This window comes from Rhizobium sp. 05N49, assembly GCF_056396805.1.
Genome location: NZ_JBFTME010000001.1, coordinates 672012 through 698972 on the forward strand (window position 1 = coordinate 672012; position 26961 = coordinate 698972).

Here is a 26961-nt window from a genome sequence, read left to right on the forward strand (position 1 = left end):
GTCGAACAACGGCCCACAATGAACGGCCATCTCCCTCTTGAGTAAAGCCCTTCGCCACCGTCATCCAGAGGCTGACTTGACCTCGACCTTCGGTGCCGGATCAAAAAAGCCGGCACGGAGCCGGCTTTTCATTTTCAGATTGAAAGCCGAATGCCTTATTGCGGCTGTACCGGCTCCTGACCTTGTTCCTGTTCCTGATCGGGTTCCTGCCCTTGATCCTGATCCTCGCTCTGATCTGGTTCCTCGGCATCCGGTCCCTTGATCTGCTGACCGTTGACCGCCACCGAACCGTCGCCGGCAACGCTGATATCCCAGCGCGAGCGGCCATCCGGATCGGTCTTGGCAAAGCCCTTGGCCATCATCATGCCGAAGGAGACCTGCTGGAGGTTCGGATCGCTCTTGGCAAGCTCCTGAATCGCGGCGATCGACTTGTCGAGATCGCGCGCAAGAACCGAAGCCTGAACCGAATAGTCCTTCTGCGTATCGATGCGGCCCAGCAGTTTGCCGGTGACGTCGATATCGTAGACGTCGGAGACCGCGGTAAACTTCGGCAAGTCGACGACGAGCATACCATCATGGAAAAGCTTTTCGGCCGCCTGCTTGCCGCTTTCCTCCGAATTGCTGCCGGCCGAGAAATCGATCTTCATGAACTCGTCGCCGAAAGCGGCAAAATCCATGTCGGGGACGGCGATCTGCATATCGATGCTCTTCGGCAGGAAGGCGTGGTAGCTCGCCGGCACGACAGGGCTATCGAGCGTCACATCTGCAGCGTTCATACCGAAGGCAAACCGGACGGCGTCGCTCGGCCCGGCGATCGAGAAATTATAGCCGAACGCCTTGGCGCCACCGTTACCTGCGGCAGTACCGACCGTCAGGTTGTTCGCCGTGATCGATTCATTGAGCGAGGAAAATAGCGGGAACGATGCCTTGAGCACCGATTTCAGCTTTTCGCCATCCTCCTTGCTCAGTTCCTTCTCGTCCATATGCTCCAGGATGAAGAAGACGATATCGCGGATTTCCTTCGCCGGCAGGCTGGCGACATCGGCGTTGAAGTCTATCGAATCCGCCTTGATGTTGACCGGTGGCATCTGCGGGCTCGTGACGGTCTCCGACAGCGCGGAAAGCGAACCGTTGGCCTTGAAATCGAGACGACCATTACCGCTGGCGCTGTCGGTCGAATCGAGCCGGTAGTCCATGCCCGCAAATGTCGCGTCGACCTGGTCCATATCGGACTTTGACGTGACGCGAATGTCAGTGGCCTTGAAATTGCCGGAGCGCAGATAGGCGATCGCAGGATCGAAAACGCCGTCATAGACCATCGATGCTATCGAGTAGGTAAAATCCGTGGCCTTGTCATCCGGCCCCTTGAGGTTGCCGGAGATATTGAAGCTGTTATTGCCTTCAAGGTTCCACAGACCGCTGTCGAGCGGCGTGGCAAAAACCGACCATGGTGTCAGGCCATTCACCACGACCTTGGTCGTGTCGACCTTGCTGAGCAGCTTGGCGAAATCATAAACGATCTCGTATCGGCTACCCGCCGGGTTGACGGTTAGAAAACCGCTCTTTGCAAAATCGTCAGGCAACACTTTCGTCAGGCTGTCGCGAAGCTTGTTGGCTCCATCCTGATTGATCTCAGCCGCATTCGCTGCCCCGAACAGCGATAGGGCAATAATGCTCGTCGTGGTGACAAGTTTGAGACGCATCCGTACTCTCCTCAGCCGCTTTGAATGCGGCATAGGAAGATCGGATATCTTCCGGTGTCAAGCCGCAGTGTTGAGTGCAGCGGCTTGTTTTTCCATTCGTGCCGGGCGGCCAAAGTAGTAGCCCTGAGCCTCATCGCATCCTTCCGACGTCAGCAGCTCGAGCTGGCTCAGCGTTTCCACGCCTTCCGCCAGCACCGGAATCGACAGCCCGCGTCCGAGGGCCAGGATGGACCGAATGACCGCTTTCGCCTCCTGGCTCGTCTCGACTTCGTTCATGAAGCTGCGATCGAGCTTGATCTTGTCGAAGGGGAATGAGCGAAGGGTCTCGAGTGACGAATAGCCTGTTCCAAAATCGTCGATGGCGATAGCGACGCCCTGCTGCTTGAGCGCGCGCATTGCAACCAGCGCCTTGCTCTTGTCGACGATGATCGACGACTCCGTTATTTCAAGTTCGAGCCGCGATGCCGGCAGGCCGGTTTCCTGGAGCACGGCGCGAACGAGCTCGGCTATGTTTGCATGGGCGATCTGGATGGGCGAAATATTGACGGCGATCTTGATGTCGTCCTTCCAGCTGACCGCTTCCCTGCATGCCTCGCGAAGGACCCATTCTCCGATGGGCACGATCGCGCCGCATTCTTCGGCAATCGGAATGAAATCGACGGGCGAGATGTTTCCGCGTTCAGGATGGTTCCATCTGAGCAGTACCTCGTAGCCGGTCGTCTTGCCGGTCGCGACCGACTTCTGCACCTGATAGTGAAGGTACATCTGGTCACGCTCGATCGCGGTCCAGAGGTCACGCGCCAGCCTTCGTCTGTCACGAGACGCTTCATCCATGGATTCTTCATAGAAGCAGACATTGCGCCCGACCTCATGCTTTGCACGATACATGGCCAAATCTGCGTTTGCGAGAAGCGTTTCGGCATTTTCGCCGGCCTCGGGGTAAAGTGCGACGCCAACGCTGGCGCCGGGGACGATATGGTGTCCCTCGAAATCCATCTTCTCCATGAGCGTAGCTTCCAGCCGCGCAACGAAGTCGTCAAGCTCTGCCCTGTCGTTGAAGCGCTTCACGGCTGCGAACTCATCGCCGCCAAGTCGGGCGACGAGCTCCTCGTCGCGCAGGATTCCGTTCAAGCGGGCGGCCAATGTGCTCAACACGAAATCACCTGCGACATGACCCATCTGGTCATTGATTTCTTTGAACTTGTCCAGGTCGATGCCAATCACCGCAACCTTGCTCGACAGCCTTTTGGCGATTGTCAGCTGATGTGAGAGATAGTCGTTGAACGTGGGACGGTTAGGAAGGCCAGTCAACGCATCGTGCTTGGCCATGAACGCGATTTTCTCTTCGCGTGCCAGTCGTTCGGTAATGTCTTCGAATGTCGTAACCCAGCCGCCATCCGCCAGAACGTTGAATGTCGCAAGAATCGAGCGACCGCTCGTCGTCTGATGCACTAGGGTTTTCTGGCCGGAGCGCATGGTCGCCATATGCCGGCGATAATGATCGGTCGCCCTTGTATCTGCGGCGTCGCCATCGCCAAAGACGATCTGATAGCCGCTGCGAACGATCTCGGAATAGGCAAGGCCCGGGCGAATGAAATTCTCGGGAAACCCGAAGAGCTGGCTATATCTGGCGTTTGCGAGGATCAGCCGCTCATTGCGGTCGAACATCGAGATGCCCTGGCTCATGTTCTCGAGTGCCAGATCGAGGTTCCTCGATACTTCCCTGATCCGATCCCCGTCGATCTTTGCCTGCGTGATATCGCGGGTAATCTTCACGTATCCGATGAGATGATGGTCATCATCATACACGGGTTGGATGACGACATGTGCCCAGAACGAGGATCCATCCCTGCGAAAACGCAGCCCTTCCGCTTCAAATCTGCCGTTGGCGAGAGCGGATTGGAGCGCACGCTGCGGAAGACCATTCTTCTGATCCTCTTCGGAGTAGAACCGTGCGAAGCTCTGGCCGACGATTTCAGCGGCGCTATAGCCCTTGGCGCGTTCCGCCCCGGTATTCCAGTTCGTCACGATGCCTGAAGGGTCGAGCATGTAGATTGCGTAATCTGTCACGCCCTGCAGGAGCAGCTCGAACCTGGTTTYGCTTGCACTCGCCTGCCTGGCGGCGCGAAACGCAATGATCGATGCCGAAATGCCCGAGGCGAGCATTGAGATCGATACGGCAAGAATGGTCGCCAGAAGAAACGGCTTCGAAAGCGCCTGCGGCTCGATCGCGTTTGCGCCTCCTTCGATAATCGTCAGCGCCCCCATCGCGGTGAAATGCATGAGGACGATGCCGAGTGATAGTGCGGACGCTGCAGAGAGAATGCTCCAGTTCGAGCCCTTCCAGTTCTTTGTGAGCGTAAATCCCCAGGTCGCCATGGCCGCCGATATGATCAGCGCAACGACAACGAGATACCGATCCCAGACGATGGTCCCTGGAACCTGGAGTCCGGCCATGCCGATGAAATGCATGGCTGCGACGCCGACGCCAAAAGCCAGGCCCGCGGCAATATTGGCCTGGGAGCCCGCAAGTGACACGGCAGCAAGGCCGGCCACAAAAGTGGAGGCAAAGGCCGCGCCGAGTGAAATAAGCGTCAGATCGCGATCAAAACCGACGACGATGCCCGGATCATAGGCGAGCATCGCGACGAAATGCGTCGACCAGATACCGAAGCCGCCCGCTGCCCCGGCCACGGAAAGCCAGATCCAGCGCGGCACACCTTTTGCCCTGCCAGCGCTTCTCAAGAACAGGATCGTTCCCAGATTGGACACAAGGCATAGTGCGGCAGCCAGGAGAACCAGCGTCAGGTCATGTTGGTATGTCAGGCAGTATGCGATCGCAAACATGAGAAAACCCATTCTTTTCAAGCCTGACATCGATCTGACCGCGTTAAAGAAGGGATAATCCGGCGCCTTTGCAGGCAAAGTGGAACCTTCTGTTCGACTTTGTGATTAACGCCCGGACAACGAAAGCTTATCAGTGGTTTTGGTGCCACCCTCGCAATACCAACGATTGCATTGCGCGATTTTTCGGGTGTATTACGGCAAGACGCGATGGGCAGGATATGGCCGACGACATGCTCTTCTCGACAGAGCCTGTCACCGCTTGCGTTTCCGTGACACTTATATTATAGGCCACGCGTCCGCGTAGACACCCTTGGAGGCAACGCGGATGAGGACGGGCACGCCCGCCTCCGGTCCGACGGCACAAGGCTTTTTGCCCGCCGCGGGCTCTCCAAATAACCTCGAAAGGACTAGCCATGAGCCACGAAACTTACGAGCTCAAGGCCGAGGCGCGCGAACGGGTTGGTAAGGGGTCCGCCCGTGAACTCCGCCGCAACGGCTTTATTCCCGCTGTCATCTATGGTGACAAGCAGGCCCCGATTTCCATCGCTATCAACACCAATGAGGTGACGAAGCGCATTCATGCCGGTGGCTTCATGACCACCGTTGCGACCATCGACGTCGACGGCAAGAAGTACCAGGTTCTGCCGAAGGACTACCAGCTCGATCCGGTCCGCGACTTCACGATGCACGTCGATTTCCTGCGCGTATCTGGCAACACCCAGGTTACCGTTGAAATCCCGGTTCACTTCGTCAACGAAGACAAGTCCCCGGGCCTCAAGGTCGGCGGCGTTCTGAACATCGTTCGTCACGAAGTCGAAGTTCAGTGCCCGGCAAACGCGATCCCGGAATTCTTCACGGTTGACCTCTCCGGCCACAAGATCGGCGACAGCATCCACATTTCGGAAGTCACGCTGCCGAAGGGCGTTACGCCCACTATCGCCGATCGCGACTTCACGATCGCAACGATCGTTGCTCCGGCTGCAGGCATCGACGAGTCCGCTGCCGAAGGCGAAGCAGAAGCCTGATCGCTTCTACCAATTTGTAAAGCATAAGCCCGTTTTCCCTGAGGAAAGCGGGCTTTTTCATTTCCGGAAAAGGCCCATTTCAGCAACATTTAACACATTCRTGGAAGCATGTTCCTGCTGGTTGCGAAGTCCCCGCCCTGCTGCGTGACCGCAGAATATTCCGACCCCGTGGAGCAAACGGAACCATGAATAATTCCGTTGAGAACAGATTTTTTGCGATTGTTTGCGGCGCGCTGCTTGTTTTTGTAGCCCCCCTTTTTGTTCTTTTTCTTTTCCTTTCCTCCGAACGCGCCGACAAGGAAATACGCGACCATATTTCCGTTCTTCTTGTTGCCAATGCCCAGGCGCTTGCCAAGCCGCTTTGGGATCTTGATGCCGACAGCGTAACCCAGATCAGCGCGACGGTCGTTTCGCAGGGTGCCATCGTTAAGGTGGAAGTGCGCGATCAATCCGGCCAGCTCGATGTCAGCCAGTCGACCATTCCGAGGTCATTCGACGGTAAGCTGGTTCAGGTATCACGCGCCATCATCTACAACACCGTCGATGGGCCGAAAAACCTCGGCAGCATTTCCGTCTTCTATCCGGCACTCGGCCTGTTTTCCGGCCTGAAGCAGGAAGAGGTCGTTTTCGTCTCGATCTTCATCTTCGCGGTGCTGGCCGTTTTCGCCACCGCGCTCATCGGCAACCGCATCTTCGTCATCCAGCCCCTGATGCGCCTGACGGCCGCAATCGAGGCGACACGCCAGCTCGGCTCCCGCCATCATGTCGACTGGCGGTCGAACGACGAAATGGGCCGCCTCGCCCAGAGCTTCAACGAAATGCAGACGAAGCTCGAGAATGAGGAAACCGAGCTGAAGCTCGCGCATCGCCGCACCACCGATATCTATGACCTGACGCCCGCCATGCTCTTCTCGCTCGACGACGAAGATCGCATCACCGCCGTCAGCGACTATTGGCTGCTTGCAACCGGTTATCACCGCGCCGCCGTAATCGGCCGGAATTTCTCCGATCTCGTGACCTCCTTCACCCGCGACAAGTTCGTCAATCGCAAGAGCCAACGTGAGAACGGCACCGGTGACGTCACCGTCAAGTTCATCTGCATGGACGGCCGCATCATGGACGCCCTGATCATGGAGTCGGCGCTGACGACCCAGGGACAGGAAGGTCAGTCGCTCTCCGTCATGACCGATGTGACGGAACTGAAGGCCTCCGAAGACCGCAATCATCGCCAGGCGATATCGGACCATCTGACAGGTCTGTTGAACCGCCAGGGCTTCGAAGCCGTACTCGACAGCAAGATCGCAGCCGCCGATGCCGCCGATCAGGAACTCGCCTGCCTCTTCGTCGACCTCGACCGCTTCAAGTGGATTAACGACAATATGGGCCACGCCGCAGGCGACGCGGCCCTCATCGAACTCGTCGAGCGGCTGAAGACGTTGCTTGCTCCCTCCGATGAAGCTGCCCGTCTCGGCGGCGATGAATTCGCCATCCTGCTGCCCGCCAAGAATGCCGAGAAGCGCGCTCGCGCCATGTGCGACCAGATCGCTTCGATCTTCGAGACCCCTTTCGGCCCGGACATGCATCTCAGCGCCTCTGTCGGCATCGCCATCTATCCGCGCCATGCTGCGACGGCAGCCGAACTGCTGCAGAAGTCCGACATGGCCATGTATGCCAAGAAGCGCGACGGCAAGAACGGCGCACGGATTTTCGACAACGGCATGCTCGACCATGCCCGCCGGCGCGCCGAGATCGAAGCGCATATCGAAGCCGGCCTCGCCGACGACTGGTTCGAGGCCTATCTCCAGCCGATCGTGAACCTCAACGGCCGCGGCATCGCAGGCTTCGAGGCGCTGATGCGCCTCAACCATCCGCAGAAGGGTCTCATGCCGCCGGCCGAGATCATCAGCGTGGCCGAAGAGACTGCCAAGATCGTTCGCGTCGGCAATGTCATCATGGAAAAGGCGATCGCCAATCTGGCGAAGATTTCTCGCCTGCCCGGCATGCAGAATACCTATCTCGCCATCAATTTCTCGCCGCTGCAATTCGAGCCGGCGCTCGCCGCCCGCCTCGCCGCCATCCTCGGCCGCCACAGCATTCTGCCGGATCGTATCGTCGTCGAGATCACGGAAGCGGTGCTGATGCACGACAACCCGCAGATCCGCATGATCGTGACGGAACTGCGCCGTTTCGGTTGCCGCATCGCGCTTGACGATTTTGGTACCGGGTATTCGTCGCTGAGTTATCTCAATCGTTTTCCGGTCGACATCATCAAGATCGACCAGTCCTTCACCCGCGCCATCAATGACGCTGACGATGACGTGCGCCAGAAGAGCCGCATGCTGATCGAGGGCATCACGACGCTGTCGCACAAGATGAACTGCACCGTGATTGCCGAAGGCATCGAGACCGAGGAGGAATGCGGCACCCTGCACCAGATGGGCCTCGATTATGGTCAGGGCTATCTGTTCCACCGTCCGCAGAACGCCGCCAGGCTGATCGAGGAATTGAGCAGCTCGCTCTCGGATGTGGCGCGCGCTTCATGAATTGACGAGATACGGGAGGTATCGCGATGAAAAGGCTGCTGCTTCTTGCACTTCTTGCCCTGCCCTGCTTTTCCGCGTCGGCGTCAGCCCAGACGGTAGCCTTCGTGACCGAGGAATACGCCCCTTTCAACTACCGCGACGGAAAGGTTATCAAGGGCGCCACCGTCGAACAGGTTCAGAAGGTGATGGCCGATATCGGCGTCGATTATACGCTCGACGTCATGCCCTGGGCCCGTGCCTTCAGTCTCGCACGCACGACATCGATGACCTGCGTCTTCGCGACCGCCCACAATGCCTCGCGCGACGGCCTGTTCAAATGGGTCGAGCCGCTTCTCGTCGACCGCAACATCCTGATTACCCGCCAGGGTTCAGGCGTCTCTGCCGCCAACCTCGAGGCGGCAAAGAAATACGTTATCGGCACACAGCGTGACGACTATACCGAAGTGACACTCAAGGAGAAAGGCTTTACCAAGCTCGACGTCGCCAGCGATTTCAACGCGACGCTGCGCAAGCTGCTCGGCGGCCGTATCGACATGATGCCGATCTCCGAACTCTATTTCGACAAGCTGAAGGCTGACCAGCCGCTGGAAATGGTGACCGTGCTGTCCTCCCAGCCGATGGGAATTGCCTGCGAGAAGAACTTCCCGGACGATCTCCTGGCCCGCATGCAGGCCTCGCTGGACAAGCTGATTGCCAGCGGCGAACAGAAGCAGATCTTCACGAAGTATGGCCTGCATCTGCTGAATTGATCGGCCGCCCGCCGTTCACGCCCGCCTTTGCCACTTGACTTTCCCGCCGTTTCGCGGTGGTGAACGCCAACAGCTCTTGCAAGGAAGACAGGCCATGCTGATCATCGCGGGTCTCGGCAATCCCGGCGCGAAATATGCCGGCAACCGGCACAATATCGGCTTCATGGCGGTGGATGCCATCTATCGCCGCCACAGCTTTTCGCCCTGGTCGAGGAAATTCAAGGCCGAGATTTCCGAAGGTGAGCTGGCGGGTGAGAAGGTGCTGCTGATCAAGCCGCAGACCTTCATGAACCTGTCGGGCGAAGCGGTCGGCGAAGCCATGCGCTTCTACAAGCTGCAGCCTTCCGATCTCGTGGCGATCTATGACGAGCTCGATCTCCCGGCCGGCAAGGCGCGGCTGAAGACCGGCGGAGGCCATGGCGGCCACAATGGCATCAAGTCGCTCGACGCCCATTGCGGCAAGGAATACCGCCGCCTGCGCCTCGGCATCGGTCATCCAGGCGCCAAGGAACTCGTGCACAACCATGTGCTTGGTGATTTCGCCAAGGTCGACCGGGATTGGCTGGAACCGCTGCTCGACACGCTCGCCGACAACGCCGACATGCTGGTCCGCAATGAAGATTCCCAGCTGATGAACAAGATTGCACTCGCGCTCGGCGGCAAGGCGGAAGAGGAAAAGCCGAAGCCGGAGAAGAAGCCGGCAGGAAAGTCCCACATTCACCAGGCCCGCAATCACGGCCAGCAGAAGCTTCCGGCGACTGGCCCCATGGCCGAGATGCTGAAAAAGATGTTCGGCAACAAGGGCGACTGAACGCGATGGTAGGCGGGGACTTCAGCATCCGGCCCGCGGCCGTCGGCGATTTGCAGGGCCTGACCACCCTCTACCAGCACCTCAACCCGACCGATCCGGTCCTCTCTGCCCATATGGCAACGGAACGTTTTTCCGCCATTCTGGCGCAGCCCGGCATGACGGTCTTGATTGGTTTTGCCGGCGAGATCGCTGCCGCGACCGTCACGCTGGTCATCGTGCCCAACCTGACGCGCAATGGCGCCTCCTACGCACTGATCGAAAACGTCGTCACCCACGCTGATCACCGCAAGCAAGGTTATGCCGGCAAACTCATCCGGCATGCGATTGAAGAAGCCTGGAACGTCGGCTGCTACAAGGTCATGCTGCTCACCGGATCCAAGAATCCGGCAACCCTGCGCTTCTATGAAAACTGTGGTTTCATGCAGGACAAGACCGGCTACCAGATCCGCCGCCCGTGTTGAGACGCACGTCCTTTCCTCCGGCCACTATTCCTCAGGCTCCGTCGTGAACATCAGTGGAAAGCCCATCTCCTTGGCAAGGTCGATGGCTTCCTTGGCCTTCGTCTCCGCAATATCTTTGGTACAAACCACGACCACGCAGGAGCCGAGCTTGTGTGCCGTCATCATCACGCGGTAACCGGCCTCTTCGCTCATGCGAAAAACGACCTTCAGCACCACGGTGACAAATTCGCGTGGCGTATAATCGTCATTGACGAGAATGACCTTGTAGAGCTTCGGCTTGTCCAGCTTCGGCTTCACCCTGGTCTTGGGTTTTAAGGCAATGTCGTTGTCAGCCATCGGAAATCCGCCCGTTGATGACATGGGAAGGGGTTTGGATCTAACTAAGCTTTTTAGATTGCAGAATTTCGACACCTGGTGCCGGGGGAAATCCCGCGAGAGTAAGAATAATGCTGCCAAGCCCCGACGGCAAGGGAGCGGCGAGAAAAGCGCTCTAAGACTTGACCGCTCCCCTCCTTTATCCCATAGCCACGGCCAAGGATTTCTTGAGAACAGCAGGTTTCAGCCATGGGCTTCAAATGCGGTATCGTCGGTCTGCCGAATGTCGGCAAGTCGACCCTCTTCAACGCACTCACCAAGACGGCGGCAGCGCAGGCGGCGAACTATCCCTTCTGCACGATCGAGCCGAACACCGGCGAAGTGGCCGTTCCCGACGCCCGCATGCAGAAGCTTGCCAATATTGCCAAGTCGAAGGAAATCATCCCGACCCGCATCAACTTCGTCGATATTGCCGGCCTCGTGCGTGGCGCATCGAAGGGTGAAGGTCTCGGCAACCAGTTCCTCGCCAATATTCGTGAAGTCGATGCCATCGTGCATGTCCTGCGCTGCTTCGAGGACGGCGACATCACCCACGTGGAAGGTCGCATCGATCCGGTTGCCGACGCCGATACGATCGAGACCGAACTGATGCTCGCCGATCTCGAAAGCCTTGAGCGCCGCACGGAGCAGACCCGCAAGCGCGCCGCCGGCAAGGACAAGGAGTCCTTGGCCATGCTGCCGATCATGGAAGCCTCGCTCGCCCTGCTGCAGGACGGCAAGCCGGTTCGCACCCTGCTCGCGAAGCTGGACGCGGAAGAGATCCGTATCCTCCAGGGCCTTAACCTCCTGACCTCGCATCCAGTCCTCTATGTCTGCAACGTCGCCGAAGGCGACGCTGTGACCGGCAACCAACATACCGAGGCTGTCGCCGTGATGGCGAAGGCGCAAGGCGCCGAAACCGTCATTATCTCGGCTGCGATCGAATCCGAAGTCGCCCAGCTTCCAGATGAGGAAGCCAAGGAGTTCCTTTCAGCCCTCGGCCTTGACGAAGCTGGCCTCGACCGCTTGATCCGCGCAGGCTACAAGCTGCTCGACCTTATCACCTATTTCACGGTCGGCCCGAAGGAAACGCGCGCCTGGACGATTGCGCGCGGCACCAAGGCGCCGCAGGCAGCCGGCGTGATCCACTCGGATTTCGAACGCGGCTTCATCCGCGCCAATACGATCGCCTATGACGACTACATCCAGTTCAATGGTGAAGTCGGCGCCAAGGAGGCCGGCAAGGCGCGCGACGAAGGCAAGGAATATGTCGTCCAGGACGGCGACGTCATCCACTTCCGCTTCAATACCTGATGCATAGGCATGTCGCGCAAAAGCCCGCAGCGTTTTTGCGATAACGACATGCGTCAAGCAGAAAAACCAAAGCTGCCGCTCAGCCGGGCGGCAGTCTCTCTACCACGCCTGACGGCAAGGCACGCAACACGATGCGCCGAAGCGGCATCCAGCCCGTACCGATGACTAGCACGATCACGCCGACGATAATGAGCGTTCCGAAAATATAGGTATCGACGGTCGCACTCCCCTGCCGGAATATCCCATAGATCGCCAGTCCCAGCGTCAGCAGGCCAGACGTGACGAAAGCGCGCCGGTCGATGATCAGGCCGATCAGCATCAACAGCACGACGATTACGACGACAACCGGGGTCTTGAAGGAGTTGGCGTCCATGATGTCCAGCCAGCCGCCGTCGAGTGAGAGCAAGATCCGGATGCTGTAGAGCAGCGCAGGTGCGGCAACGAGATGAAGCCAGAAGGCGACATCCGATCGCGTCGTGCGGCGAAGCCTGTCGCTGAGATCGAAACCGAGTGCAGCGACGAACAGGCCGACGGCGCAGGCAAACAGGATGACCGACACAAGAGTCGGATGGTTGAGGATGAAGGCATCGTCGCCGCTCGCCCATTGCAGCAGGCGGAAGACAAGCGCGAGCACGAGTGCCAACCCCGAGAAGATGGAAAGCGCAAGCGCAAGCGGCACACGGTAGCGCAGATAGAAAAGCCCCATGATGACGGGGAATGCGACGATGAACCTGTCGATGCCATCGCCTGTCAGCCACAGATCGGCATTGGAGGGATAGACCGACAGCATCATCCGGAAGGTCCAGGCAAAAACCGCCAGCGTCAGCACGACAGCCGGCAGCGCGAGGCGCTGGCGCTTCACGAGGATTTCTGCCAGCAGGAGGATTGCCGGCAGCACCGCATAGAGCGAAGCAAGTCCCCAGAGGCCCGCCAGCGCGATCAGGATGCCGATGGTGATGAGGACGTCGTGAAAGCCCCTGACGAAGCGTGGCGTCTCTGTATCCGACCAAGCCGGCTCCAAGGGCCCCGCTGCACGCGCGTCGACGACGACACCGCGTGCAGCCAGGAACGGCACCAGCCGCTCGCCAGCCTCGGCGGTAATCAGCCCCTCGCGCGCCGCCTCGTCGAGTATCGACCTTAGTTCAGCCATGCCGGTTCGTTCCTATGGAATCATTGAGCCCGCGCGGATGCTATTGTAAGCAATGACGCCTGCCTATGATGAGGAGCCCTAATGCCTGCAGAAAAGCTCGCCTATGAGGATTTCCAGCCCGGCCGGCGCTTTCCGCTTGGCCCGAAAGCAGTGACGGCACCCGAAATCATCGAATTTGCCGCGGAGTTCGACCCTCAGCCCATGCATCTGGACGAGACCGCGGGCCGTGCCAGCATCCTCGGCGGCCTTGCCGCTTCCGGCTGGCATACGTCGGCGATGTTCATGCGCATGATGGCCGACAGTTTCGTCCTGAACTCGCTTTGCGAAGGTGCACCGGGCGTCGATTTCATGGAATGGCGCAAACCGGTGTTGGCAGGCGACACGCTCTCCGGCCATTCGACGGTGCTGGAGGCACGTCCGATGCGCTCGCGTCCAGGCCTCGGCATCGTTAAATTCCGCCACGAGGTGGAAAACCATCGCGGCGAACTGGTCCTACTGTCGGAAAACTCCGTCATCTTCGGCATGCGTGGTAGCCCGGAGGTCAGCGCATGAGAATGACCGAACTCTACGCCGCCGGTGAGAAGAGTGAGATCGGGACCTATGTCTTCACCGAAGAAAAGATCCTCAGCTTCGCCCGGAAATACGATCCGCAGCGCTTCCATACCGACAAGGATGCGGCCGGCGACACGATGTTCGGCGGGCTCTGCGCCTCCGGATGGCATACGACGGCCGCCTGGATGCAATGTTTCCTCAAATACTGGATGGCGGAGATCGACCGGCTGAAGAGCGAGGGCCTGGCCCCGCCGAACCTCGGCCCCTCACCCGGCTTCCAGAAGCTGCAATGGCTGAAACCGGTCTTTGTCGACGAGACGGTCAGCTATTCCGTGACCTTTCTCTCCGGTCGCCCGCTGGCGTCGCGGCCCGGCTGGCATGTCAACAGCATCCTCTGCGAAGGCGTCAATCAGGACGGTATTGCCGTCATCCGCTTCGAAAGCAGCGTGCTCGAATTCGAGTGATGCGGGCAGAAGCAATTCCAGCAAACGCCTAAAACGGCTCTGCTGGAATTGACAGGTTCAATGGCCGGAAAACTCGACGAGCGTATGCACGTCGACCCCGAGATCCTCAAGCTTCTTGCGGCCGCCGAGATCCGGCAGGTCGATGACGAAGCAGGCGCCGACCACTTCCGCGCCGATCTGGCGGAGAAGCTTTGTCGCCCCCACAGCCGTGCCGCCCGTCGCAATCAGATCGTCGACGAGGATCACCTTTTCGCCTGGCTCAACGGCATCGCGATGCATCTCCATTTCGTCCACGCCATATTCCAGGCTGTAGGCGATGCGCACCGTGTCATGTGGCAGCTTGCCCTTCTTGCGGATCGGCACGAAGCCCGAGGAAAGCTGATGCGCAACCGCGCCGCCGAGGATGAAGCCCCGCGCTTCCATGCCGGCAATCTTGTCGACCTTCAGACCAGCATAGGGCTGCACGAGTTCATCGACCGCGCGGCGGAAGGCCCGGGGATTGCCGAGCAACGTGGTGATGTCGCGAAAGATGATGCCGGGCTTGGGATAATCCGGAATGGAGCGGATGCTGGCCGCAAGCTCCGAAAGCGTGTTGTTCATCGAAAATCCGTATCTGCGAGGGGCACAAAACGCCCGCACACTATCAATTGCGCCGGGTCAAACCAAATAAAAAAGGCGGCTGAAAAGCCGCCTTTTCCGATGAGACCGATTATATCTCAGTGGTCGGTGCGCCCGTAGATCGAGCGCTTGGTCAGATAGACCAGCACCGTGAAGATCAGCAGGAAGACCATGACCATGAAGCCGGTACGCTTGCGCTCTTCGAGATGCGGCTCGGACGCCCACATCAGGAACGACGAGACATCCTTGGAATACTGATCGACCGTCTGCGGCGAACCGTCGTCATAGGTGACCTGGTCGTCGGAAAGCGGCTTCGGCATGGCGAGAACGGCAGCGGCATGGAAGTACGGGTTGTAATGCGAACCTGCCGGAACCTGGAAGCCGGCCGGCGGCTCTTCATAGCCGRTCAGCAGCGAGTGGATATAGTCCGGACCGCTTTCCTGATACTGGGTGAAGATATCGAAGACGAACTGCGGGAAACCGCGTTCGACTTCGCGGGCCTTGGCAAGCAGCGACATATCCGGGGGAGCCGCACCGTTGTTGGCAGCAGCGGCAGCTTCCGCATTCGGATAGGGCGATGGGAAGTGGTCGGATGGAACTGCCTTGCGGGTGAACATTTCACCGCTGGCGTCAGGGCCGTCCTGAACTTCGTAATTGGCCGCGAAGGTCTTGACCTGTGCATCCGAATAGCCGAGTGCGCCCAGCGTACGGAAGGGCACGAGGTTCATCGAGTGGCAGGCGGAACAGACCTCGGTATACACCTTCAGGCCGCGTTGGAGCTGGCCCTTGTCGTAATGGCCGAACGGGCCGGCAAAGGTCCAGTCGATTTCCTTCGGTTCCTTCAGCGGATAGTGCGGGGTAGCACTTTCCTCATGATGGGCAGCCGGGGCGGCAGCTTCCTGGGCGAACGCGACGCCGCCAAGGCCGGCTGCGACAGCGAGCGAGAGGATGCTTGCAACAAGCTTTTTCATATTTCTATTCCTTCCCGTCCGCTCGCTCAGGCCTTGATCGCAGCAGTCTTGTTGCGCTTTTCGAGCACCGCTTCAGTGATCGAGTTCGGAATGCGGCGCGGTGTTTCCACCAGCCCAAGGACCGGCATCGCGACCAGGAAGAATGCGAAGTAGAGCAGCGTGCAGAACTGCGAGATCGTCGTATACAGGCCTTCCGCAGGCTGCGAGCCGAGCCAGCCGAGGATGATCGCGTTGATTACGAACAGCCAGTAGAACAGCTTGAACCACGGACGATAGACCGCCGAGCGCACCTTTGAGGTGTCGAGCCAGGGCAGGAAGAACAGCACGATGATGGCGCCGAACATGACCAGAACGCCGCCGAGCTTGGAGTCGATCGGGCCGACATTGAAGGTGATCGAGCGCAGCATCGCGTAGAACGGCAGGAAGTACCACTCCGGAACGATGTGGGCCGGGGTCTTCAGCGGATCGGCCGGGATGTAGTTGTCGGCATGGCCGAGATAGTTCGGCAGGTAGAAGACGAAGTAGGCATAGACGATCAGGAAGACCGAAACGCCGAGCGCATCCTTGAGCGTTGCGTAAGGCGTGAAACGAACCGTATCCGTCTTGGTCTTGACCTCGACGCCCGTCGGGTTGGTCTGGCCGGTAACGTGCAGCGCCCAGATGTGCAGGACGACGACGCCGGCGATCATGAAGGGCAGCAGGTAATGCAGCGAGAAGAAGCGGTTCAGCGTCGGCTGGTCGACGGCAAAGCCGCCAAGCAGGAACTGCTGGACCCATTCGCCAACCAGCGGAAAGGCCGAGAAGAAGCCGGTGATGACGGTTGCGCCCCAGAAGGACATCTGGCCCCAGGGCAGGACATAGCCCATGAAGCCGGTTGCCATCATCAGGAGGTAGATGACGACGCCGAGGATCCAGAGAATTTCGCGCGGCGCCTTGTACGAACCGTAATAGAGGCCGCGGGCGATGTGCAGGTATACGGCGACGAAGAAGAAGGATGCGCCGTTGGCATGCAGGTAACGCAGCAGCCAGCCGTGATTGACGTCACGCATGATCTTTTCAACAGAGTTGAACGCGATCGTGGTGTCGGCGGCATAGTGCATGGCGAGCGTTACGCCCGTCAGGATCTGCACGATCAGCATGACGGCGAGCATGGCGCCGAACGTGTAGGCATAGTTCAGGTTCCGCGGAACCGGATAGGCAATGAAGCTGTCATAGACCATGCGCGGCAGCGGAAGGCGCGCATCGACCCATTTTTCCAAGCCGGTTGATGGCTCGTAGCTGGAATGGCCACTCATTAATCAGTCTCCCCTCAACCGATCTTGATCTTTGTGTCGGACAAAAATGAAAAGGTCGGGATCGCCAGGTTCTGCGGCGCCGGGCCTTTGCGGATACGGCCGGCCGTGTCGTAGACCGAACCATGGCAGGGACAGAACCAACCATTGTATTCGCCGGCCTGACCGAGCGGAACGCAGCCGAGATGGGTGCAGGTGCCGATCATGACGATCCAGTTTTCCTTGCCCTTGCCGCCGGAGCGGTCATCGCCCGTTGCAGGCGCGTCGGCAGGAAGGTTTGCATTGCGGGCGATCGGATCCTTGAGGTCCGACAGCTGGACATCGGCTGCAGCCGTGACTTCTTCCGGTGTGCGGTTGCGGATGAAGATCGGTTTGCCGCGCCACTTGACGGTCAGCGACATGCCGGGCGTAAGGCTTGTGACGTCCACTTCGATGGAAGCCAGCGCGAGCGTCGACGCATCCGGACGCATCTGGTCGATGAACGGCCAGGCAACCGCAACGGCGCCGACCGCACCGGCCATGCCAGTGGTGAGATAAAGGAAATCACGGCGAGTGGGCTCTGAAGCCTCGCTTGTCGTTACGTGTTCGCTCACGGCTTAACCATCCTCTGCGCAATTGTCGCGGAATTCCGCCCTGCCCCTCCAGAGGCGGCGAATCTATCAGAACATATTTCGGCCATAGATTCCCCACCAATCCGGCGCGTTCTATGCTTGATCGCAAATTATGTCCAGCCTTGACAAGGGGATGGGGGCACAATGTCGCGGGAAATTTGAGTGAATTTTTTAAGGCAATCACTGGCTTGCAACTTTGCTGCATTGCAACAAACTGGGGCGCGTGTTAGGCGCTGGTGAGTTTGCCATACGAATTTGGATTTGCGCCGATGAGGCATACTGTTTTCTGCGTATTGAGCGTCCTCATCACCATTGTTCTCGCCCTCGTTTCGCTCCGTTATCTTACCGATTTCTGGCTGCTTTCGCTCGTTTACAGCTTCCAGGTTCATCTCAGCATCATCTGTGCTGTCGGTGCCGTTATTGCCCTCTTTTTCAAGCGGCACTGGTATGGGTTCCTGATGCTGGCGGTGGCAACCTTCCTGAATATCCATGGCGTCATCATGCTGCGCGAATTCGCCGGCAAGCCGCCTTCGGAGAACGCCCCTCGCCTTTTCCGGCTCATGTCCTTCAATATCGAGAATGACAATTTTGAAAACGGCGGGCGGATTGCTGATGCCATTCTGGCCTCGGGCGCCGACGTGGTCGACATCATGGAGGCCGAGCCGGTCTTCGCGCAGTTGCCACGGCTTCAGCAGCTCTATCCCTACCGGATCGGCTGCGATGCGAGCGCGACATGCGATACGCTCGTGCTGTCGAAACGTCCCTTTGCCCGGCAGGAGATCCGCGACATCGGCGAGCTTTGGAAACAGCGGCTCGTGTCGATTTCGATCGACTTCGACGGGACGCCTGTCGATCTGCTGTTCCCCCATCTCTCCAAGCCGTATTTTGATGATTTTCAGGCTGACGAGCTCGAGGATCTCACCGCTTTCATGAAGCCTCATACAGGCGCACTTGTGGTTGCCGGAGATTTCAATTCTTCAATCTTGGCGCCCACCATCCAGCACTTTTTGCGCGGAACGGGACTGAAGACGGATTTCCCGGAACCAACCACCTGGCCGGTCAGCGCGGGCTCCTTCGGCATCAGCATCGACCATATCTTCGCAAGGACGCCACTGCTCATCCGCTCGACGAGCCGGCTGGAAGACAGCTTCGGCTCGAACCATTACGGCCTAGTCAGCGATTTCGTTCGCGAACACTGAACGCGTATCGTCGTCGTCGGAAGCGAGGAAGCCGCCGGACTGGCGTGCCCAGAGCTCGGCATAAAGGCCGCCCTGTTTCAGAAGCGCATCATGCGTGCCTTCCTCGATGATCTTGCCGCGATCGATCACGACAAGCCTGTCGAGCGCGGCGATGGTCGAAAGCCGGTGAGCGATCGCAAGCACCGTCTTGCCTTCCATCACGCGATTGAGGTTCGACTGGATCGCCTCTTCCACTTCCGAATCGAGCGCCGAGGTCGCCTCGTCGAGAACGAGGATCGGCGCATCCTTCAGCATCACCCGTGCAATGGCGATACGCTGCCGCTGGCCGCCCGAAAGCTTGACGCCACGTTCGCCGACATGGGCATCAAAACCCTTGCGCCCCTGCTGGTCTCGCAGCCGCTCGATGAAATCGAGCGCCTCGGCGCGTCTGGCGGCCTCGACAAGCCGTTCCTCCCCGGCATCAGGCCGACCGAACAGGATATTGTCCCGCACGGAGCGATGCAGCAGCGACGTATCCTGGCTGACCATGCCGATCTGCATGCGCAGCGATTCCTGGGTGACGCCGGCAATATCCTGCCCGTCGATCAGGATGCGCCCGCCTTCGAGATCGTAGAGGCGCAGGAGAATGTTGACGAGCGTCGATTTGCCCGCACCGGAGCGGCCGATGATGCCGACCTTTTCGCCCGGACGGATCGTCAGCGAAAATTTGTCGATGACGGCATTCTCCTTGCCGTAATGGAAAGACACGTTCTCGAAACGGATGCCTGGCTGCTTGATGACGAGTTCTTTCGCATCGGGACGGTTGACGAGATGCAGCGGCTGGGAGATCAGCTCGGCCGCGTTCTGGATGGTGCCGAGATTGCGCATGATGCCGTTGAACTGCGTCATCAGACGTCCGAGCAGGAAGTTCAGTCTCAGAACCAGCGTCAGCGAGAAGGCGACGCCCCCGGAGCTGATCAGTCCGCGCAGCCACAGGTCCACGCTGATGCCGGCCATGGTCACGATCATCAGGCCCGACAGCAGCGCCATCGAGGCGCGCACGCCGGTGATGAAACGCGTGAACTGCAGCACCGTGTCCTGATAGGTGTTGAAGCCATTGAGCATGTAGCGGTCGCTCTCTTCGTCGCGGGCGAAGAGCTTCAGCGTCTGGATATTGCTATAGGCATCGACGATGCGGCCATTGAGCAGCGAGGCTGCCTCAGCGGTTTCACGCGAATGATAGCGGATACGCGGCACGAAATAGCGGGCAAGCACGCTGAAAGCCATCAGCCAGAAGAGCACCACCGCAGCCAGTGAGAAATCAAGCTGCCCGACCAGAACCAGCGTGGTGACGGCATAGATGCCGACAAACCAGACGCTTTCCATCAGCGATGTCACGAGATCGCCCGTCGCCTGGCCCGCTGACCAGACCTTGGTAACGATGCGCCCGGAAAAATCGCTCTGGAAGAAGGCGAGCGACTGGCGCGACACATGCAGATAGGACTGCCAGCGCGCAAGATTATAGAAACCGGGCGTAATCACCTGCTGGTCGATGAGCGCAATCAGGAAGGCGACGACGAAGCGAACGATGCCGATCAGTGCCAGCATGCCGAAGATCTCGCCGCCATGGGCGGTCAGAAGCGTGCTCCAACCGGCTCCCGGCTTGATCGTGCTGAGGATGTCGACGAGCCTGCCGACGAACCAGAAGAGCGCCGCTTCGATCGCAGCCGACATGCCCCCGAGGATCAGCATGGCGATAAACGGCCACTTGGCCTGGCCGATATAGAAGGCGATGAATCCAAATGTACTGCGCGGCGGCTGAAGATTGTCGCGAGCGCGGAAGGGATCTATCCAGGTTTCGAACAGGCGAAGGATCGGAGTGAGCAGCATCACCGCGATATAGGCCCGTTCAGAATTGTGGCAAAGAGAATATAGGGCCGCCAAAACCTTATATTTTGGTAATGATCTGTAATATCGGCGTCATCACCATTGATACGGGTGGCAGCGACCACGATCTCGTGCCATGATCGCTACTTACCGGAGACCGCGGATATGGAAACGAAAACGCTCAATGCGCATCTTCCGCTTCCCCTTGCGGAAAAGCTCGACGCCCTGGCCGACGCGCTCGATGTGCCACGCGACAGCATCGTGACGGAGGCGATCGCGAGCTGGATCGAACGGGAAGAGCGGCAGCGCATCTTCACGCTGCAGTCGCTTGCCTCGAACTCAATCATGGTAGTGGAACATCATCGCGTCATCGACTGGGCCGACAGTCTCTGCGCGGATCGGGTCCGCACGCTCTAGCGATATGGCCGGACAAGGAAAAGCCCTCCCCGCTCATGCGGGAAGGGCTTTTTTATTGGGCTGCGACTTCAGCCTCTTCCTCGTGATCGGCAAGGAAGCCGCCGGACTGGCGGGTCCAGAGGTCGGCATAAATGCCACCGTGGCTCACCAACTCTGCATGTGTGCCGCTTTCGATGATGCGGCCCTTGTCGAGCACGATCAGGCGGTCCATCTCGGTCAGCGTCGACAGGCGGTGGGCGATCGCGATGACGGTCTTGCCTTCCATCAGCGCGAAGAGGTTTTCCTGGATCGCCGCTTCCACTTCGGAATCGAGCGCCGAGGTCGCCTCGTCGAGCACCAGGATCGGCGCATCCTTCAGGAAGACACGCGCGATCGCGATACGCTGTCTCTGGCCGCCGGAAAGCTTGACGCCGCGCTCGCCGACCTGTGCATCCAGCCCCTTGCGGCCCTGCATGTCGACAAGCCCTTCGATGAACTCCCAGGCGTTGGCCCGCCTTGCCGCCTCGATGATGTCCTCGTCACTCGCATCCGGGCGACCATAGGCGATGTTGTCGCGGATCGAGCGATGCAGGAGCGAGGTATCCTGCGTCACCACGCCGATCAGCGCACGCAGGCTGTCCTGCGACACGGCAGAAATATCCTGTCCATCAACGGTGATGCGCCCGGACTCAAGATCGTAGAACCGCAGGAGCAGGTTCATCAGCGTCGTCTTGCCAGCACCCGATCGCCCGACGAGGCCGACCTTTTCGCCGGCTCGGATATCGAGCGACAGGTTCTCGATGATGCCCTTGCCCTTGCCATAGTGGAAGCCGATCCGGTCGTAATGGATCGCACCCTTCTTCGCCGTCAGCGGGGCGGCGCCCGGCTTGTCGACGATATCGTGCTGCTTCGACATCATCTCCATGCCGTCATAGACGGTACCGATGTTTTCGAAGAGTGCGGAGACTTCCCACATGATCCATTGCGACATGCCGTTGACGCGCATCGCAAGACCAATGGCGATGGAAATCGCGCCGACCGAGATCGTGCCGTTCAGCCATAGATAGATCGACAGGCTGGAGATGACGAACAACGAGATGCAGTTGTTCAGATAGACGCTCATGTGAAAGAGCGTCACCTTGCGCATCTGCTGGTGAACCGTATCCAGGAACCCGTCCATGCTTTCCCGCGCATAGACCTCTTCACGGCCGGCATGGGAAAACAGCTTCACGGTCGCGATATTCGTATAGCTGTCCACCACGCGGCCAGTCATCAGCGAGCGTGCATCGGCCTGCTGGGCCGCGATCTTGCGAAGCCGCGGCACGAAATAGGCAACGATACCGATGTAGATACCAAGCCAGGCGAGGACAGGCAGCATCAACCGCCAGTCGGCGGCCGCGATGATGACGATCATCGACAGGAAATAGGTCACGACATAGACGAAGACGTCGAGGATTTTCATGACCGTTTCGCGCACGGCAAGCGACGTCTGCATGACCTTGGTGGCAACGCGTCCGGCGAACTCGTTGGCGAAGAAGGTCATGCTGTGACGCAGCAGGAAGCGGTGCATCTGCCAGCGCGCGATCATCGGGTAATTGCCGAGCATCATCTGGTGCATGATAAGGGAATCGAGACCGGCAACGAGCGGCAGGCCGATCAGCACCAGCGCACCCATCCAGATGAGCTTGTGGCCTTCGTTCTGCAGGAAGGTCGCGCGGTCGGCATTCGTCAGCCAGTCGACGATATCGCCGAGGAACTGGAACAGCGCCACTTCGCCGATGGCGATCGTCGCCGTCAGAACGGCCATGAGTGCAAGCCATCCTGCCGCCGGCTTCGTATAGTGCCAGCAGAAGGCAAAAAGGCCTTTCGGGGGAGCAACCGGCTCCTCGCTCGGAAAGGGATTAAGTCGCTGCTCGAACCAGCCAAACATGAAAATCGCTCCGGAATTTCCGCGTTCCGGCCCCGTCTTCGCGCCCGCAGGGGCGCATGCAAGCACATATGGGAACCGGAGGCTCAAGGGGCGAGGCCATAACGGCCGCGCAATGAATCAAATGGGCAATTAGGGAAGAAAAGCGCTTTATACGCGCCAGATCACCAACAGCGGCATCACAGGCGGGAGACGCATCAGCACAAAAATATCCATGTCGGCGCTCCCTGTTGGCGATTGAAGATATGCACCGATAACGCGAAAATGCCCAAATTTCCAGCCCCGCCGCATCGGAAAATGACCATCAAATGGTCAAAAAACGTCCTGTTGCGTCAAAATCACAGTTCGGATAGGCCATTTTTGCATCATCGTAACGGACAACTTCCCATGGCAGACCTCAGGCTTGCGCTCTACCAGCCCGATATTCCCGGCAATACCGGCACAATCCTGCGCCTAGCCGCCTGCCTTGGCTTTGCAGTCGACATCATCGAACCGGCCGGCTTCGACATTTCCGATCGCAACCTGAAGCGCGCGGGCATGGACTATCTGGCCGCTGCCGCACTGACACGCCATGTCAATTGGGACCGCTTCGAGGAATGGCGTGCAGCCACCGGCCGCCGCCTGATCCTCGCCACGACGAAAGCATCGCAGCGCTACACGGATTTCGCCTTCCGGCCCGACGATATCCTGCTCTTCGGCCGTGAAAGCGCCGGCGTGCCCGATCACGTGCATGAACGTGCCGATGGGCGCGTCCTGATCCCGATGGTGGAAGGCCAGCGTTCGATCAACCTCGCCGTCTCCGCCGCGATGATAACAGGCGAGGCAATGCGCCAGACCGCCTGGTCGTGAACCTGCACCCATGCCGATGCTTGGCGGCCTTGATGTCGCAAACACCGCTTTGAATCGACGCAAAATCGCCTATATTAATTAGCCAGGCAATCAATAAATCTGCACAAGCGGTGAGATTCCAATAATTTACTCGACTGCGCAAATGTAGAATCGGGAAAAGCTTCTCAAGAAGAAGAAAAAGATCAGGACCATGGAATCCACAATCGTCATGATCAATCTGTTCGGCGCGATCGCGCTGCTGCTCTTCGGCCTGGCACAGGTCAAGGACGGCGTCACGCGCGCCTTCGGAGCACGTCTGAGGACAGGGCTTGCAACCGGCACGGCGAGCGGCCCACGCTCGATCCTGTCAGGCTTCCTGGCAACCATCGCCCTTCAGAGTTCGACGGCGACAGCCCTGATGACGGCGTCTTTCGTGGAGCGCGATCTCATCAAGCCGCGCATGGCACAGATCGTGTTGCTGGGCGCCAATGTCGGAACGGCTGTGACCGCCTGGATCGTCGCAACCGGCATCGAGTGGCTGTCGCCGCTTCTCATCCTCCTCGGCATCGTGCTCTATCGCGGCAAGTCTGCTGCCCGCCACGGCGGAGGTGCGGCCATGATCGGCATCGGCCTGATGCTGCTCTCGCTGCATCTGCTCAGCAACGCGACGGAACCGATGCGCAGCTCTCCGGCGCTGGCCGCGTTCATCGGCCTTCTCGGAGATGCCTGGCCGGTCGCTTTGGCCCTTTCGGCAGCCCTCGCCTTCATCTCGTCGTCCAGTCTCGCCGTCGTCGTGCTGATCCTCTCATTGGCCTCGACCGGCATCGTCTCGCCTGAACTGATCGTCATTCTCGTGCTTGGAGCCAACCTGGGCGGCGCAATCCCGCCTGTCATCGCCACCCTCTCCGGTCCGGCATCGGCAAGGCGGGTGACGCTTGGCAATCTTATCGTTCGTACGGCCGGCTGCCTCGTGGCGCTGCCGCTTGCCGGCTACGCGGCGCCGCTCCTCGAAATGCTGCCTTTTGGCCCTTCCAAACTGCCGGTCGATACGCATCTGATCTTCAATATCCTGCTCGCCGCCGTCGCGTGGCCCTTTTCCCCGATGCTTGCCGCTTTGACCAGCCGCCTCGTGCCCGACGATGTTCAGCCGGATCAGGGGCCRAAATTTCTCGACATGCAGGAATTGTCCACACCCGTGGTGGCGCTTGCGAGTGCCACCCGCGAAGTGCTCGGTGTCGGCGACCTGATCGAACGCATGCTGATGCGCAGCTCGGAAGCTTTCCAGCACAACGACATGTCGAAGCTGGCCGAGATCCCATCTCTCGAGAAGAGGGTCGATCTCCTGCAACAGGAGGTGAAGATCTATCTTTCCAAGCTCGGCCGCGTCGGCCTGAGCGACGAGAATGCACGGCGCTCGATCGTCATCATCGACTACGCGATCAATCTCGAGCACATCGGCGACATCATCGAGAAGGGCCTGCTGGAACAGGTCGGCAAGAAGGTCTCGCTCGGCCTGAAATTCTCGGAGGATGGTTACAGGGAACTGCACAAGCTGTTTGACCTGACGATCGACAACTTGCGCGTCGCGCAGACGATCTTCGTCACCCGCGACTTCAACCTTGCCAAACAGATGATGGAAGTGAAGGTCGAAGTCCGCCGCATGGAGAAGCAATCTGCCGAGCGGCATCTGGAGCGGCTTCGTGACGGGCGTGCCGACAGCCTGCAGACCAGCTCACTCCATCTCGACATGCTGCGGGATCTGAAGCGTATCAACGCTCATATCGTGTCGGTAGCGCACCCGATCCTCGATGAAAGCGGCTTGCTGATCGAAAGCCGTCTGCGCGATGCGGCGGAATAGGGTCAGTCGGCGGATGGCAGGCGGCGCATGGTGAATTCGATCTGGTCGCCTTCAAGCTGGCGCCAGCTCTCCACCTCTGTCCAGTAGGCAGCTTTGGGATATTCATCGAACCATTCGCGCGCCTTGGCGCGGGCTTCCAGAAGCCCCATCCGATACGTCTCGCGGACGAAGTGATCTTTCTGACGGGCGGACGCTTCTGCCCGATGCTTTGCGATCCTGCGCTTCAAGCCTTCAAAGGGCGGAGGCCCCGGAATTTTCGCCATAAAACCTACCTCTTGATCGAAAGGTAGTATCGAAATCGCCCCTTTGCGAGTCGAATCTTGCAAGCCCTTGCAGCCACCTCCCTGTGCTGGCGGGCGCCTGCTGCACCTGCTAAACGATAGTCATAATCAGGAAAGAGCGAATCGCATGGAAAGACCGGAACTGCCGATCGGCCTGCCCGAAGACATCGAGGACAAGAAGACCGCCGCCCGAACATGGTTCGAAGGATTGCGCGACACGATCTGCTCTTCCTTCGAGGCACTGGAAGACGAACTCGAAGGCCCGCTATCCGATCAGGAGCCCGGCCGTTTCGTCGCCAAGGACTGGTCGCGCGAAAACGGTGCAGGTGGCGGTGGCCGCATGTCGATGATGGAGGGTCGGGTCTTCGAGAAGGTCGGCGTGCACACCTCCACCGTCTACGGCGAGTTCTCATCGGATTTCCGGGCGCAGATACCAGGCGCCAGTGAGGATCCACGCTTCTGGGCGTCAGGCATTTCGCTGATCGCCCATCCGGTCAATCCCAATGTGCCGGCCGTTCACATGAACACCCGCATGGTCGTCACTACCAGCCGCTGGTTCGGCGGCGGCGCTGATCTGACCCCGGTGCTCTCTCGCCGCCGCACGCAGGAGGACGAGGACACACTGCTCTTCCACAAGGCCATGGAAATCACCTGCCGCAACCATGCGGTCGCCGATTACGATGCCTACAAGAAATGGTGCGACGATTATTTCTTCCTGAAGCATCGCAACGAAGCGCGTGGCGTTGGCGGCATCTTCTACGACTGGCTGCATTCCGCCGAGGAAGCCGGCGGCTGGAATGCAGATTTCGCCTTCACGCGGGATGTCGGCCGGGCCTTCGCCATGGTCTACCCAAAGATCGTCCGTTCAAACTTCAACAAGGACTGGACGGAAGCCGACCGTGACGAACAATTGATTCGCCGTGGTCGCTACGTCGAGTTTAATCTGCTCTACGACCGGGGAACGATCTTCGGCCTGAAAACCGGCGGCAATGTCGAATCCATTCTCTCTTCGCTGCCACCCGTCGTGCGCTGGCCATAAGCCAGCGCCAAGCGTGCGGGACCGGCACGCTGATAAATTTGAAACACAATTCCGGTAAAATCGCGTTGAAAGGCCTTCATCAGAACTGAGTGCGTCCTAAAT

The 26961-nt window shown here is 59.2% G+C and carries 24 protein-coding genes; 13 read left to right on the plus strand and 11 right to left on the minus strand.

All coding sequences use genetic code 11. The features are described from left to right. Positions 1-155: 155 nt before the first annotated feature. A complete protein-coding gene (locus tag AC1DF8_RS03445) occupies positions 156-1703 on the minus strand; it encodes a hypothetical protein (protein WP_477994976.1) in 1548 nt (515 codons plus the stop codon). A 57-nt stretch (positions 1704-1760) separates the two neighbouring features. Continuing rightward, positions 1761-4550 carry a bifunctional diguanylate cyclase/phosphodiesterase gene (locus AC1DF8_RS03450; RefSeq protein ID WP_477994977.1) on the minus strand — a complete coding sequence of 930 codons (2790 nt, stop codon included), beginning with the start codon at positions 4548-4550 and terminating at the stop codon, positions 1761-1763. Between the two features lie 413 nt (positions 4551-4963). Between AC1DF8_RS03450 and AC1DF8_RS03455 the strand changes: the two genes are divergently transcribed. The 5 genes from AC1DF8_RS03455 to AC1DF8_RS03475 all read left to right on the plus strand — a co-directional run bounded on the left by AC1DF8_RS03455 (position 4964) and on the right by AC1DF8_RS03475 (position 10139). Then, positions 4964-5575 (plus strand): 50S ribosomal protein L25/general stress protein Ctc, encoded by a 612-nt coding sequence (locus tag AC1DF8_RS03455; RefSeq protein ID WP_112543567.1) that lies wholly within the window; start codon positions 4964-4966, stop codon positions 5573-5575. A 185-nt stretch (positions 5576-5760) separates the two neighbouring features. Beyond that, the gene (locus AC1DF8_RS03460) at positions 5761-8118 is read left to right on the plus strand and encodes an EAL domain-containing protein (RefSeq protein WP_477994978.1); all 2358 of its coding nucleotides are present in this window, start codon (positions 5761-5763) and stop codon (positions 8116-8118) included. A gap of 26 nt (positions 8119-8144) precedes the next feature. Continuing rightward, positions 8145-8867 (plus strand): substrate-binding periplasmic protein, encoded by a 723-nt coding sequence (locus tag AC1DF8_RS03465; RefSeq protein ID WP_112543565.1) that lies wholly within the window; start codon positions 8145-8147, stop codon positions 8865-8867. A 94-nt stretch (positions 8868-8961) separates the two neighbouring features. Then, complete coding sequence (gene pth / locus AC1DF8_RS03470; RefSeq protein WP_112543564.1) at positions 8962-9678, plus strand: aminoacyl-tRNA hydrolase; 717 nt, start codon at positions 8962-8964, stop codon at positions 9676-9678. A gap of 5 nt (positions 9679-9683) precedes the next feature. Next, on the plus strand, positions 9684-10139 hold the full coding sequence (locus tag AC1DF8_RS03475) for an N-acetyltransferase family protein (RefSeq protein ID WP_477994979.1): 456 nt from the start codon (positions 9684-9686) through the stop codon (positions 10137-10139). Positions 10140-10163: 24 nt separating this feature from the next. Here AC1DF8_RS03475 and clpS read toward each other — a convergent pair whose 3' ends face one another. After that, the gene (gene clpS / locus AC1DF8_RS03480; protein ID WP_112543562.1) at positions 10164-10475 is read right to left on the minus strand and encodes an ATP-dependent Clp protease adapter ClpS; all 312 of its coding nucleotides are present in this window, start codon (positions 10473-10475) and stop codon (positions 10164-10166) included. Positions 10476-10703: 228 nt separating this feature from the next. Here clpS and ychF point away from each other — a divergent pair, with 228 nt between their 5' ends. Then, positions 10704-11807 carry a redox-regulated ATPase YchF gene (ychF, locus tag AC1DF8_RS03485; protein WP_112972212.1) on the plus strand — a complete coding sequence of 368 codons (1104 nt, stop codon included), beginning with the start codon at positions 10704-10706 and terminating at the stop codon, positions 11805-11807. Positions 11808-11886: 79 nt separating this feature from the next. Here the strand turns inward: ychF and AC1DF8_RS03490 are convergent, their stop codons facing one another. Then, positions 11887-12957 carry a hypothetical protein gene (locus tag AC1DF8_RS03490; protein WP_477994980.1) on the minus strand — a complete coding sequence of 357 codons (1071 nt, stop codon included), beginning with the start codon at positions 12955-12957 and terminating at the stop codon, positions 11887-11889. Positions 12958-13038: 81 nt separating this feature from the next. On the opposite strand from AC1DF8_RS03490, the gene AC1DF8_RS03495 reads away from it, so the two are divergent. Both AC1DF8_RS03495 and AC1DF8_RS03500 read left to right on the plus strand, forming a co-directional pair. After that, the gene (locus AC1DF8_RS03495) at positions 13039-13509 is read left to right on the plus strand and encodes a MaoC family dehydratase (protein WP_477994981.1); all 471 of its coding nucleotides are present in this window, start codon (positions 13039-13041) and stop codon (positions 13507-13509) included. Continuing rightward, positions 13506-13973, plus strand: a complete 468-nt coding sequence (locus AC1DF8_RS03500) for a MaoC/PaaZ C-terminal domain-containing protein (protein ID WP_113016496.1) — start codon at positions 13506-13508, stop codon at positions 13971-13973. Before AC1DF8_RS03495 ends, AC1DF8_RS03500 begins: the two co-directional genes overlap by 4 nt. 57 nt (positions 13974-14030) lie before the next feature. On the opposite strand, the gene AC1DF8_RS03505 is transcribed toward AC1DF8_RS03500, so the two are convergent. The 4 genes from AC1DF8_RS03505 to petA all read right to left on the minus strand — a co-directional run bounded on the left by AC1DF8_RS03505 (position 14031) and on the right by petA (position 17447). After that, positions 14031-14573 (minus strand): adenine phosphoribosyltransferase, encoded by a 543-nt coding sequence (locus AC1DF8_RS03505; protein WP_112543557.1) that lies wholly within the window; start codon positions 14571-14573, stop codon positions 14031-14033. 116 nt (positions 14574-14689) lie between these two features. Beyond that, positions 14690-15562: a cytochrome c1 gene (locus tag AC1DF8_RS03510; protein WP_477994982.1), complete on the minus strand. Its 873-nt coding sequence runs from the start codon at positions 15560-15562 to the stop codon at positions 14690-14692. 26 nt (positions 15563-15588) lie between these two features. Continuing rightward, positions 15589-16857, minus strand: a complete 1269-nt coding sequence (locus AC1DF8_RS03515) for a cytochrome b (RefSeq protein ID WP_112543555.1) — start codon at positions 16855-16857, stop codon at positions 15589-15591. Positions 16858-16871: 14 nt separating this feature from the next. Further along, positions 16872-17447, minus strand: coding sequence for a ubiquinol-cytochrome c reductase iron-sulfur subunit (gene petA, locus AC1DF8_RS03520; protein ID WP_113016495.1), 576 nt, complete (start codon positions 17445-17447; stop codon positions 16872-16874). A gap of 287 nt (positions 17448-17734) precedes the next feature. On the opposite strand from petA, the gene AC1DF8_RS03525 reads away from it, so the two are divergent. Further along, on the plus strand, positions 17735-18664 hold the full coding sequence (locus tag AC1DF8_RS03525; protein ID WP_112543553.1) for an endonuclease/exonuclease/phosphatase family protein: 930 nt from the start codon (positions 17735-17737) through the stop codon (positions 18662-18664). Here AC1DF8_RS03525 and AC1DF8_RS03530 read toward each other — a convergent pair. Then, positions 18635-20533 carry an ABC transporter ATP-binding protein gene (locus tag AC1DF8_RS03530; RefSeq protein WP_477995066.1) on the minus strand — a complete coding sequence of 633 codons (1899 nt, stop codon included), beginning with the start codon at positions 20531-20533 and terminating at the stop codon, positions 18635-18637. The genes AC1DF8_RS03525 and AC1DF8_RS03530 overlap by 30 nt on opposite strands. 162 nt (positions 20534-20695) lie before the next feature. Between AC1DF8_RS03530 and AC1DF8_RS03535 the strand changes: the two genes are divergently transcribed. Further along, positions 20696-20947 (plus strand): CopG family ribbon-helix-helix protein, encoded by a 252-nt coding sequence (locus AC1DF8_RS03535; protein ID WP_112543551.1) that lies wholly within the window; start codon positions 20696-20698, stop codon positions 20945-20947. Positions 20948-20999: 52 nt separating this feature from the next. Here the strand turns inward: AC1DF8_RS03535 and AC1DF8_RS03540 are convergent, their stop codons facing one another. Beyond that, positions 21000-22856, minus strand: coding sequence for an ABC transporter ATP-binding protein (locus tag AC1DF8_RS03540; protein ID WP_112543550.1), 1857 nt, complete (start codon positions 22854-22856; stop codon positions 21000-21002). Between the two features lie 384 nt (positions 22857-23240). Here AC1DF8_RS03540 and AC1DF8_RS03545 point away from each other — a divergent pair, with 384 nt between their 5' ends. Together AC1DF8_RS03545 and AC1DF8_RS03550 are read left to right on the plus strand one after the other, a co-directional pair. Next, complete coding sequence (locus AC1DF8_RS03545) at positions 23241-23702, plus strand: tRNA (cytidine(34)-2'-O)-methyltransferase (RefSeq protein WP_477994983.1); 462 nt, start codon at positions 23241-23243, stop codon at positions 23700-23702. Between the two features lie 190 nt (positions 23703-23892). Further along, complete coding sequence (locus tag AC1DF8_RS03550; RefSeq protein WP_112972204.1) at positions 23893-25539, plus strand: Na/Pi cotransporter family protein; 1647 nt, start codon at positions 23893-23895, stop codon at positions 25537-25539. Between the two features lie 2 nt (positions 25540-25541). Here AC1DF8_RS03550 and AC1DF8_RS03555 read toward each other — a convergent pair whose 3' ends face one another. Then, entirely contained in the window at positions 25542-25802 is a 261-nt protein-coding gene (locus AC1DF8_RS03555; RefSeq protein WP_112543547.1) for a hypothetical protein, read from the minus strand. Positions 25803-25947: 145 nt separating this feature from the next. Between AC1DF8_RS03555 and hemF the strand changes: the two genes are divergently transcribed. Further along, positions 25948-26859, plus strand: a complete 912-nt coding sequence (hemF, locus tag AC1DF8_RS03560) for an oxygen-dependent coproporphyrinogen oxidase (protein WP_477994984.1) — start codon at positions 25948-25950, stop codon at positions 26857-26859. Positions 26860-26961: the final 102 nt, after the last annotated feature.